An 11,781-nucleotide genomic window follows, 5' to 3' on the forward strand; every position below is an offset into this window, starting at 1 on the left:
CATTCCTTTGGTCGACTGCACTGCTTCGTTCCCGCGGGACCCGCCTCCGGTCACGGCGCGCCATCCAGAACCCGGAGGGCGTTGGTGCGGAGCTCTCCCAGTACGTCACCGAGTGCGTCGGGCCCCGACACCGCGAGGCCGGGCAACAAGCTCATCAGCGCGGTGGTGAGGGCAGAGTCCGGGTCAGGGAGTGCGGCAGCCATCGCATCACTGATCGACGACAGCACCGTGAACGTTACCTGCGCATCCTGATGTGCGGCCGCGATGGCGTCGGGCGCGGCGGCCGTGGCCCGGGCGACCAGATCGGGGAGCGCGACCGCGAGTTCGGCGCCGGCGATCTCATCGGCCGCCACCTGCTCGGCGGCGGTCGCGATGTCGATGTCACCCACCAGCACCTGCGGGTTCTCCGACACCTCCTCGAGGACGCGCAGATAGCGCTGCGCATAGGTCTCGACCGTGCTCTTGGTGAAGATGTCGGCGGCGTAGATCAACTGGCCCGTCATTGAATCAGCGTCCTTTGCTGCCGGTGCACCGAAATCGTCCGGGAACAACGTGAGCTGGAGATCCACCTTGGCTGGGGTCAACTGCTCGGATACCGGGGAAATCGTCATCGAGTCCATGTCGAGCGAGGGGATGGTGAAGTTCTGGTAGGCGAACATCACCTGATAGATCGGATTGTAACTGGTGGGCGGAGAGGAGAGAACAGATGACACGATCGTATCGAACGCGATTTCGGCGTTCGCCATGTCGGCCAGATCCTCGTCGCGGACACGCTGCAGGAGCTCGGCGAACTTCTCCTCGTCCTGCAGCCGCGAGCGCAGGGCCAGCGTGTTGACGAACATCCCGACCACGCCGTCGAGCTCGGGCTGACCCCGCCCGGCGAACGGCGTGCCGATCACGATGTCGCGCTGGGTGGTCAGCCGGCTCAGCAACACCACCAGTGCGGTCTGCATCACCATGAACAGCGTCGCGTTGTGCTGGCGCGCGACCGCCTCGAGTTTGCGTACCAGGCCGCCGTCGATGTCGAAGCGCACCTCCTCGCCGACGAAGGACGGCGTCCGCGGGCGGGGACGGTCGGTCGGCAACTCCAGCCGGGCCGGCGCGTTGTGGAGCCGGTCGGCCCAATAGGCGAGCTGTCGGTCCGCCTCGGTCGTCCCGTCGGGCCCGGGGACGGCAAGGGCCTCCTGCTGCCACAGCGTGTAGTCCAGGTACTGGACCGCGAGCGGCTGCCACTCCGGCCGGCGGCCGGCCACCCTCGCCGAATAGGCGGTCATGACATCGGTGGCCAGTGGCAGCATCGAGGCGCCGTCCGCGGTGATGTGATGCACGACGAAGACCAGGATGTGCTCGGTCTCGGTGAGCCGCAGCAACATCATCCGCAGCGGCGGTGCGACCGTGACGTCGAAGCCGCGGCCGGTGAACTCGGCGATCACCGGAACCGGATCGGCGTCGACGTCGACGACGCTGCGCTCGAGCAGATCCAGCGCGGCGTCTCGGTCGAGCACGAGCTGGATCGGCTCACCGTCGACGAGCGGATAGCGCGTCCGCATCGACTCGTGACGGTCGATGAGGTCCTCGATGGCGCCACCGATCGCGTCGGTGTCCAACTGTCCCGACAGTCGCAACGCCATCGCGACGTTGTAGGCGGGCGACGCCGGATCGGCGCGGTTGATCAGCCACATCCCGCGCTGCACGGCCGACAGCGGCGCGCGGTCCCCATGCGTGCGAGCCGACAGACGTGGCCGGCGCGAGGGAGTTCCGTGGTCGCTGGCGAACGTCGCCATCGCGCGCACCGACGGTGCACCGAACACCGCGGCGACGGGGATGTCGACCTCGAGGTCGGCCGACAACCGGGCGGCGACCTTGGTCGCGCTCAGCGAGTTCCCGCCGAGGTCGAAGAACGACTCGGCCACGCTGATCCGATCCACGCCCAGGACATCGGCGAAGACCCGCGCGACGATCCGTTCGGTCTCCGTGCTCGCCGGCACGAATTCGGCGGTCTCGATCACCGGCGCGGGCAACGCCTTTCGATCGACCTTGCCCGCCGAGTTGAGCGGCATGCTCGGCAACGGCATCCAGATCGTCGGCACCATGAACTCCGGCACGGTTCCGGTCAGATGCGACTGCGCCTCGGCCGGGGTGACGGAGTCGGGCGAGTAGTAGGCCACGAGACTCTGTCCGGCAGCGAGGTCGGCGACGGTGACCGCCGTGTGGACGATGCCCGGCACCGACATCAGCGCCGACTCGATCTCGCCGAGCTCGAGGCGCTGACCCCGGAGCTTGACCTGGAAGTCGTTGCGGCCCAGATATTCGATCTCTCCGGCGGGGCTCCATTTACCGAGATCGCCGGTGCGGTAGAGCCGCGACCCGGCCGAACCGTACGGGTCGGCCACGAAGCGTTCAGCGGTGAGCCGGCCCTGCGAGACGTATCCGCGCGCCAGTTGGAAGCCGCCGAGATAGATCTCGCCGGGCACGCCGACCGGGAGCGGACGCAGCCGGTGGTCGAGGACGTGGATCGTCGTGTTGGGCACCGGTCGCCCGATCGGTACGACCGTCTCCGAACCGCGGACGTTGTGCTCGGTGACGTCGACCGCGGCCTCGGTGGGCCCGTACAGATTGTGCAACCCGACGGCGGGCAGCGCGGTGCGCAGGCCACTCGCGGTCGAGGCGGTCAATGCCTCCCCCGAGGTGAACACCTGACGCAACGAGCTCAGTTCGGCCAGCCGGTCCGCACCGACGACGTCGAGGAAGGTCGACAGCATGGACGGCACGAAATGCAGTGTGGTCACGTCCGCGTCCTGGATGATGTCCACGAGGTACGACGGATCCCCGTGCCCGCCGGGCTCGGCGACCACCAGCCGAGATCCGGAGATGAAGGGCCAGAACAGCTCCCACACCGACACATCGAAGGTCACCGGCGTCTTCTGCAGCACCACGTCGCGCTGGGTGAGCGTGTAGTGCTCCTGCATCCAGTCGAGGCGGTTGACGATCGCGCGATGGGACACGACGACACCCTTGGGGCGTCCGGTCGACCCGGACGTGAAGATCGTGTACGCGGCGTTCTCCGGACCGAGCGGCCCGCAACGCTCGGTCGAGGCGAGCGGTGCCGCGTCCGAGTCGACCTCGGCCGCGGCGTCGACCACGGTGACCGTGACGCGGTCGGCGAGGTCGTCGACCACGGCGGGGCGGGGCCCCGGTCCGACGAGTACGCGCCGGGTACCGGCGGTCTCGAGCATGTAGTCGGCGCGGTCGACCGGCGCCTCGGTGTCGAGCGGCACGTACTGACCACCTGCCAGCACGATGGCGTGCACCGCGACGAGTAGTTCCACCGAGCGCGGAATGCACACGGCCACCGCGACATCCGGACCGACGCCGTCGGCGATCAGCTGGCGGGCCAGAGCCGTTGCGCGGAGAGCGAATTCGCCGTAGGTGACTTCGCGGTCGGCGAAGACCAGTGCGACCGCCTCGGGGTCCTGTCGGTACCCGGTCAGCAGCGCGGCGGACAGATCCGGCGCGGACAGTTCGAGTGGGGCACCACGCGACCAGCCCCGGGCCGTGTCCACCTCGGCCTCGGGGAACGCGAAGAGATCGTCGACGCGCAGCGCCTGTCCGGCGTCGTCACGCTCGAGCGAGCCGGCGATCGTGCCCAGCACGTCGTGGAGGTAGCGCGCGAACCGTTCGATCGTCGGCTCGTCGAAGAGATCGCGGGCATAGCCGAACGCCACCGAGATCTGCCCGGCGTGGTCGCCGGAGTCGGCGTATTCGACGACGCTGAGCGACAGGTCGTATTTGGCGAACGGGGCCCGCGCGTCGATGAGGCTGATTCCGGCCTCGTCCTCGAAGAGCCGCTCGACCTGATCGTGCTGCATCACCAGCTCGACCTGGAAGAGCGGCGAATGCGCCGTGGAGCGGCGTGCGCCCACCGCGTCGACGACCTGCTCGAAGGGGACGTCGGCGTTGCTGAGCGCTTGCGCGCGAGTGTGATTGGCCTCGTTGAGAAGGCTGGTGAGATCGGTGTCGGGGTGTACGCGGGTGCGCAGCACGAGCGTGTTGACGAACATGCCGATCAGGTCGGTGAGCTCCGGCTCGTCCCGCCCGGCGATCGCCGTGCCGATGGCCACGTCGTCGCTGCCGCTGAGACGCGACAGCATCACCGCGAGAGCTGCGTGGAAGATCGCGAAGACGGTCACCCCGTGGTGGGCGGCAACCGCGTGCAGCCGGGCGACGGTGTCGGCGTCGAGCATCGTGTCGACGTAGCCGCCCGCGCCGGACGGCCGGATGGGACGCGCCCGGTCGGTGGGCAGCGAGATGAGTTCGGGCATGCCCGCCAGTTCGGTGCGCCAGAAGTCCAGCTGGGCCGACATCAGCGATGATTCGTCGGAGGCCTCGCCGAGGACGTCGCGTTGCCACAGTGCGTAGTCGGCGTACTGCACCGGCAGCGGACGCCAGGCGGGTGGCCGGCCGGCGAGCCGGGCGGCGTAGGCCGTCAGGACGTCGGTGATCAGCGGTCCGAGCGAGGCGCCGTCGCCGACGATGTGGTGCATGACCACGACCAGGACGTGATCGAGCGTTCCGTCGGTCGACACGGCGCGGAAAAGTCGTGCGCGGACCGGATATTCGTAGTTCAGGTCGAAGCCGGTCACGGCGAAGTCGGCGAGCCTGCGCTCGGTATCCGCCGGTGCGACGTCGACCACGTCGAACAACCGGGCCGCGGCGGCGGCCTCGGCCGAATGGATGAACTGGAAGGTCTCGCCGTCCTCGTCGGGGAACGTGGTCCGCAGCGGCTCGTGACGGGCGATGACGTCGTCGATCGCACCGGCCAGCGCGGCCGCGTCGACGTCGGCGCCGAGCCGTACCGCGCCGGGGATGTTGTACGCCGCCGACGTCGGGTCGAGCCGGTTGATAAACCACAGGCGACGCTGGCTGAACGCCAACGGGATCCGGTCCGGACGTGGCAGCGGCCGGAGCTCCGGACGGCGCGTGGCGGCGTCGTCGGCCACCGGCGTCGCCACGCGGATGATGTCGCCGAGGCTCTGGCTCTCGAAGACGTTGGCCAGCTTGATGTCGAGGCCGGCGACGGTACGCAGCCGCGACGCCAGCCGGGCCGCGGTCAGCGAATCCGCACCGAGCGCGAAGATGTTGTCCTGCAACCCGATCGGCTCGATGTCGAGCAGCTCTTCGACGATCGCGACGACTTCGCGTTCCCGCAGGGTCGAGGGCGGGACATAGGCCACCTTCTCGTCGCGCGCGAACACCGGGGCGGGCAGCGCCTGCCGGTTGAGTTTTCCGTTCGCGGTGAGGGGCAGCTCGTCGATCAGCATCACGACGTCGGGCACCATGTATCCCGGCACGTGGGCGCGGACCTGTTCCCGGATGAGGGATTCGTCCAGCCCGCCACCGGTTTCGGTGACCGCGTAGCCGATCAGCTTCGCCCCACCGGCCGACGCGGCGTCGGTGACGACGGCGGCCGCCGCCGCCACTCCGTCGACGGCCCGCAGAGCCGATTCGACCTCGCCGAGTTCGACCCGGAATCCCCGCAGCTGCACCTGGGTGTCGGCACGCCCCAGGTATTGGACGTCGGTACCGATACGCCGGCCGAGATCGCCGGTTCGGTACATCCGCTCACCGGTGCCGTGCAGGTCCGCGACGAACCGGGTGGCCGAGAGAGCGCGGCGGTTGCGATATCCGCGCGCGAGTTGCCCACCGACGACGTAGATCTCGCCGACGGCGCCCTCGGGCACCGGGTGCAGGCGGTTGTCGAGCACCCGCAGGCCCAGCGAGTTCAGCGGACGACCGATGAGACTGGCGCTCTCCCCGCGCACGAGGTCGGGGTCGAGCGGACGGTAGGTGACGTGAACCGTCGTCTCGGTGATGCCGTACATGTTGACGAGTTCGATCTCGTCGCCGAACGACTCGTACCAGTTGTGCACCTCGTCGAAGCGCAGCTCCTCGCCGCCGAAAACGATGTAGCGCAACGCCAGTGGCGTCCCGGTACGGCGACGGACGTCGGCCACGATGCTGAACGCCGACGGCGTCAGCGATGCCACCGTGATCTCCTCGTCGGCGAGCAATTGCAGGAACTCGGCCGGGGCCCGGGCGACCATACGGTCGACCATCACGGCCCGTCCGCCGGTGAGCAGCGGACCGAAGATCTCCCACACGGAGAAGTCGAAGGCATAGGAGTGGAAGACCGACCACACGTCCTCGGGCGTGAAATCGAAGTCGGCCGACGCTGCGTCGAGCAGCGTGGCCACGTTGCGATGCACGATCTCGACGCCCTTGGGCGCCCCGGTCGACCCGGAGGTGTAGATGACGTAGGCCGTCGCCTCCGGAGTCGCGGGTCCACGCGGCGCCGGGAGCGCGGAGACCTCGGGTGTCTCGGCCTCGGCGAGGAGCGCTCCGGTCTCGACGACCTCGCACTCCCCTGCCCATCCGGGCGCCTCGCCGTCGGAGACGACCAGGCACGCCGGGGCGGCGTCATCGACGATGTAGCGCAGACGCTCCTCCGGGTTGCCGGTGTCCAGCGGCAGATACCCGGCACCCGCCTTCAGCACGGCGAGCAGAACGACCACGAGGCTCGTGTCACGCGCGGTGGCGACCCCGACCAGATCGCCGGCTCCGACGCCACGGGCACGCAACGATCGCGCCATCGCATCCGAACGGGTCGCGAGTTCGGCGTAGCTGAGCGTCGCGCCGTCGGCATCGGAGACCGCTCCCCGGTGACGGTGGGCGGTCGCGACCTCGTCGAACATCTCCACCAGGGTCGGCGTCGTCGGCCGCGGTAGCGGCTGCGGCAGGGAGTCGAGGAGCCGGTGATCGGAGTCGGCGAGCAGATCGACATCGGCGACGGGGGTGTCGAGTGCCCCGGCCGAGAGGAACCGGTCGAGGAACGTCAGGAACCGCCGATGCAGCCCGTCGAGTTCACCGTGCGAGTAGAGGTGCGGGTTTCCGTGCAGGTCGACGACGAGCGGCGCCCCGGGGCTCGACTGATACAGGTTGATCAGGAGGTCCTCGAGGATGCCCGACGTGAGGATTCGGTACTCCATGTCGGTGCCGTCGATGGCGACCTGCTCGTCGAAGAACACCATGTTGATGGTGGGTCCGAAGGAGACCGAACTCTGGTCGAGACCGGCGTCGCGGCGGATGTCGTCGGAGCGGTACCGCTGGTGCCGCAGGGCACCGGTCAGTTCGAGCTGCGCGGTCTGGATCAGCTCGCGGACCGACTTCGACGAGACCTCGCGCAACCGGATCGGCAGGATGTTGGACACCATGCCGCCGGAGATCTTGATCTTCGCGGTGGCCCGCCCGGTGACCGGAAGGCTGAGGACGATGTCGTCGTGGTTGCTCATGCGTGCCAGGAACGCACCGAACGCAGAGGTCATCAGGACTGCCAGGGAACTGTTCAGCTCGCCGGCGAGGGCCTCGTACCGGCGCTGCCGATCCGGGCCCAGGGCGGCACTGGCGACCACGTTGTCGAAGGACAGCGAACCGGTGGTGCCGACCTTCGACAGCGTCACCCGCTCCGGCAGGTCCGCGACGCGTTCGAGCCAGTGCGCGCGGTCGGTCTCCCGGCGGGTGCTGCCCTGATAGGACTCCTCGTAGGCGACTATCTCGGCCATCGAGGCCGGCAGCTTGTCGCGCGGTTCCTCGCCCCGGCGGAGGGCGTTGTAGCGATCGACAGTGCGACGCATGATCGACAGGGCGGCGTACCCGTCGATGATGATGTGGTGGGCACGGTTGTACCAGAACGTGCGATCGTCAGAGATCAGCAGGATCGAGACGATGATGAACTGGTCGGTCAGGAGGTCGACCGGTTGCCGGTACTCGGCCTGCATCCACTGCATCGCCGCCGCGACCGGATCGGGTTCGGAGCGGAAGTCCAGGATGTCGACGGACTGGTCGAAGTCGACGTCGACGTACTGCATGGGGATTCCGTCGATCTCGGTCAGACGGACGAACGGCGACTCGACGAGTTTGCCCACCTCGACACAGCACTGGGCGAAGAGCTCGACATCCAGTCCGCCCGGCGCATGGCGGATGTCCACGTACTGAGCGATGTTGACCGAGTACTCGGACGACAGCGACTCGGCGAACCACATGCCGCGCTGCGCCGCGGTGAGCGGAAGGACCTGAATGGTCTCGTCCACCTCACCCGGCGTATCCGCACGGTAATCGGCGATTGCCACGTCCTCTGAACTCTCCCTCGCTAGTCCTGCAGTCGATTAGACCTCACGACACTGCTGTTAGTAATCGTTCAGACCCTCCACATCGGACGCCGACACAGAATCTCCATGCTATTTCACGCGAGGGGGTCTCATGAAATCGGGATGCGGGGCCAGCCTCTGAGAATGCCATCGCCGTACCCGCCTTCCTTGTTACGCGCCGCGGCGTGTCCGAGCCCGGCGAGACGACCGCACCCGGCGAGCGCCGCACTCGGCCCATAGGCCGCTGGCCAGCGTTAATGAGCTCGCGTCCGATGGCGGGGCGGTCCGCGTCGGCGGGGCTGAAGCCATACCGAGCGTCATTCGTTACCCGGACGCCACTGGATCGGTTCGCGATCATCGGTCCCTTGCGGCTTTTCGATAACCGCGAAGAGCTGGATAAATGGAAATGACCAGAATCACCACGGTCCAAACCGCGACTTTCACCAGGTTCTCGGCGAGCGGACCACCCGCTGCCAGCGCGCGCATGGACTCGATGGCTGGCGACATGGGTTGATTCTCAACTATCGGCTGAAGCCAGGTCGGGTAGGCACTTACTGGGGAAAATCCCGAGTTGAAGAACATCAGTAGGCTCGAGACCAAGCCAAGATACGGCACGATCGGGGCGCCCGGCCGTGCACTGACTGCAAGCGCAAGGGTGAGAGTCGCGAACGCGGCGCCGTAGGCTAGCGCGACCAGTATCAAACCGACCGCAGATCCAAACCCCTGAGTGAAGCGGAAGCCGATCAAGTGCCCGGCGGCCAGAAGAATGACAGTCGTGACGAGAATCCGAGCCAACTCGGAGGCCACCCGAGACGTCAGGTCGGCGGCGCGGTGGATCGGCAACACGAACAGCCGTGCGAGCAAGCCGGTGGACCGTTCCCGGTTCAAGCGAGTCGCAGACGCGATTGAGCCGAACATAGCTCCGACAAGTATCACCAGCGGCACCGTTCCGTAAGCACTGTTCTGACCGGTAGCGGACCCGATTGCGTCTCCCAGGACGACTTTGAACATGACCATGCTCAGCGCCGGGAACACGAGCGCTTGAACCAGCGTCGGCTTGTCGCGAACGAACACTACGATCTGTCTTCCGGCCAACGGAATGCTCTGCCGCCACAACGCACGTAGCGAAGACTCCGCAGGGACATTGGTTGGCACGCGCGCGATAAATCCGCCTTGCGGGCGCTCCGACTTGTCGTCCGTCGTTTTGGGAACCACGCTCACTTCCGAGTCCTCCGAACATTGACTGCCAGAAGAAGAAGAGCCGTCGCCGCCAACCCTGCACACCACCACAGCGACGGCTGCAAGATTGACCACGTCGCAGCCCCGCTGTCCAACGCACGCATCGCGTCAGAGAACTGCGAAATCGGCTGGTTACGAACGAACGGCTGAATCCACTCGGGAAATTGCGAGAGAGGTACGAACCCCGTCGACATCATCCCAAGGATGAGGGTCGGTAGTGCCAACGCCTGGCTTGTCGCCTCGGGGCTGCCCGCAACGAGTCCTATTCCGTCGGCTACCCAAGAAAAAAGCGCACCGACCAAAGCTGCTAGCCCGAAAAGACCAATCGTACCGACGACTCCACCGCCTGGCCGCCAGTCGATGAGCAGGCACGCGACAGCCGCACAAGATAGCGAAACTGTGAGTAGCACCGCGTTCGTCGCGGTGCGCGCGAGCATAGGCACCAGTGGAGACATCGGCATCACTCGGAAGCGGGTGTTGATCCCCTGCACGCCGTCGAACGCCGCCCGCATCGCTGCTGACGACGCAGCGAAGTTGACCGACTGCAGCAAAATGATCGGCATCAGGAACTGTCCGTAATTCACGCCTGGCGCAACCTCGACGATGCTCCGCAGTGGGAGATAAAAGCAGATTGCCAACATCGCCGGTGAGATAAATGCGAAGATTGCCTCACCGCCACGAATTACCTGATTGATGCCTCTGCCAAACAGCGTCCACCATTGCTGCACGGGGCGCACTCGCGGTTCGATCACTACAGTGACAGGGCCCACCTTGGTCCTCCCGGTTGACTCGGGTTGCCGATACTCACTGCGAGTTACTCCGGTCCCGTCGTGGATCGGTCAGTGCCAGGAAGACTTCATCCAAGGTCGGGCGACGCATCGCTACATCGGAGAGCGCGATCCCAGCAGCAGACGTGCGGTGTATCACCTCGACGAGAGTCTCCGGCCCACCCGGCGCCGGAACCGCAACAAAGTGATCGGTCTCCTCTTGACTGTGATCACCGATCAGATCGGCGAGGATCGTACGCAACGTGACGAGATCGGCAGGATCGGTCGGCGTGATCTCGCAACACGCGGACCCCGTGGATGCCTTCAGTTCGTCGGAGGTCCCTTCGGCGATGACTCGGCCCTTGTCGATGACGACGATGTTGTCGGAAAGCACATCGGCCTCCTCCAAGTACTGAGTCGTCAGAAGAATTGTCACGCCTGAGTCTCGGAGTTTCTCCACCAGCGTCCATACTTCTTGTCTGCTGCGTGGGTCGAGACCGGTGGTTGGCTCGTCCAGAAAGACGACCTTCGGCGAAGTGACCAGACCGCACGCGATGTCGATGCGCCGGCGCATACCGCCCGAGTACTCTCGGACACGCTTGGTACGAACATCCGTCAACGCGAAGACGTCGAGAAGCTCGTCCGCCCTGGCACGTGCGGCAGGTTTGTCGAGACCGAGCAGCCGCCCGAACAGAATCAGATTTTCGCGTCCGGTCAACGACTCGTCGAGCGCAGCGAATTGACCAGTCAGCATGATTGACTTCCGGACTGCGGCCGCGTCGACCTCAACGTGGTATCCGTTCACTGTGGCGGTGCCACCGTCCGGTTTCAGCAGGGTGCAAAGCATGTTGACCGTTGTCGTCTTGCCCGCACCGTTCGGCCCTAGGAGCGCGACGATACTGCCCGATGGAACTGTGAAGCTGACATCCTCGACAGCAACCATGTCCTTGAAACGCTTATGGAGGTTCTTTGCCTCGATGGCCGGCGCAGGCAAGACGGCGGGTTCGGTCGGAGCCTGGAGTGTGCGGATCGATTTTGTGCTGGATTCGGGGCCGTCGGTCGACCGTGTCTGCCACGCGGGAACAGCACCGGACGCCACTTTGTCTGTCGTAGACGCAACTGTGTATCCATTCCGCCCCCGAGTCTTCGGTGACGGCAAACCGAAGCGCTCTGAGACGGATGCCGGAACGGGCGTCGGCGGAACATCCATCTTCGCGACACTGGGCGCCGCGTAATGAGACGACTCAGATTCGGTGTGACTTGAGTCCGCCTCGTAGACAGAAGGGTCCTGCGGGGTCCCGGCAGGTGCGCCACCGTTTTCGGAGGGGTCTCCGCGGTTAGCATCGTCGATGATGCGCAACGGACGGTAGGCACGCTCACTACGCCAGCGTCGAAGCTGCTCCTCGACGGGGTCCGGCATGACAAACGGATCCTCTGACAACGGCACCAGGGGCGGGTCCTGCCGCTCGTGCCGAGGCCCGTGGGAGGCGCCGTATGGTCGCTGACCACTAGCGTCGGACATGTCTTCCTCTACGCGTCGGGGACAGGAGTAGACGGACTTGAAGCCGGGA

The 11,781-nt window shown here is 66.3% G+C and carries 4 protein-coding genes; all 4 read right to left on the reverse strand.

Translation table 11 applies throughout. The features are described from left to right. Positions 1-50: 50 nt before the first annotated feature. The 4 genes from GOALK_RS17845 to GOALK_RS24075 all read right to left on the reverse strand — a co-directional run bounded on the left by GOALK_RS17845 (position 51) and on the right by GOALK_RS24075 (position 11,732). The gene (locus tag GOALK_RS17845) at positions 51-8,186 is read right to left on the reverse strand and encodes a non-ribosomal peptide synthetase (protein WP_006360237.1); all 8,136 of its coding nucleotides are present in this window, start codon (positions 8,184-8,186) and stop codon (positions 51-53) included. Between the two features lie 372 nt (positions 8,187-8,558). Next, positions 8,559-9,368, reverse strand: a complete 810-nt coding sequence (locus GOALK_RS17850) for an ABC transporter permease (RefSeq protein ID WP_232283192.1) — start codon at positions 9,366-9,368, stop codon at positions 8,559-8,561. A 53-nt stretch (positions 9,369-9,421) separates the two neighbouring features. Beyond that, entirely contained in the window at positions 9,422-10,180 is a 759-nt protein-coding gene (locus GOALK_RS17855; RefSeq protein WP_198136089.1) for an ABC transporter permease, read from the reverse strand. A 67-nt stretch (positions 10,181-10,247) separates the two neighbouring features. Beyond that, positions 10,248-11,732 carry an ATP-binding cassette domain-containing protein gene (locus tag GOALK_RS24075; RefSeq protein WP_006360240.1) on the reverse strand — a complete coding sequence of 495 codons (1,485 nt, stop codon included), beginning with the start codon at positions 11,730-11,732 and terminating at the stop codon, positions 10,248-10,250. Positions 11,733-11,781: the final 49 nt, after the last annotated feature.

Source organism: Gordonia alkanivorans NBRC 16433, assembly GCF_000225505.1.
Taxonomy (GTDB): Bacteria; Actinomycetota; Actinomycetes; order Mycobacteriales; family Mycobacteriaceae; genus Gordonia; species Gordonia alkanivorans.

What these genes read in the sequence shown, in the direction of transcription:
- GOALK_RS24075 (WP_006360240.1), bottom strand. Translation starts at nt 11,732, where the DNA reads ATGTCCGACGCTAGTGGTCAGCGACCATACGGCGCCTCCCACGGGCCT.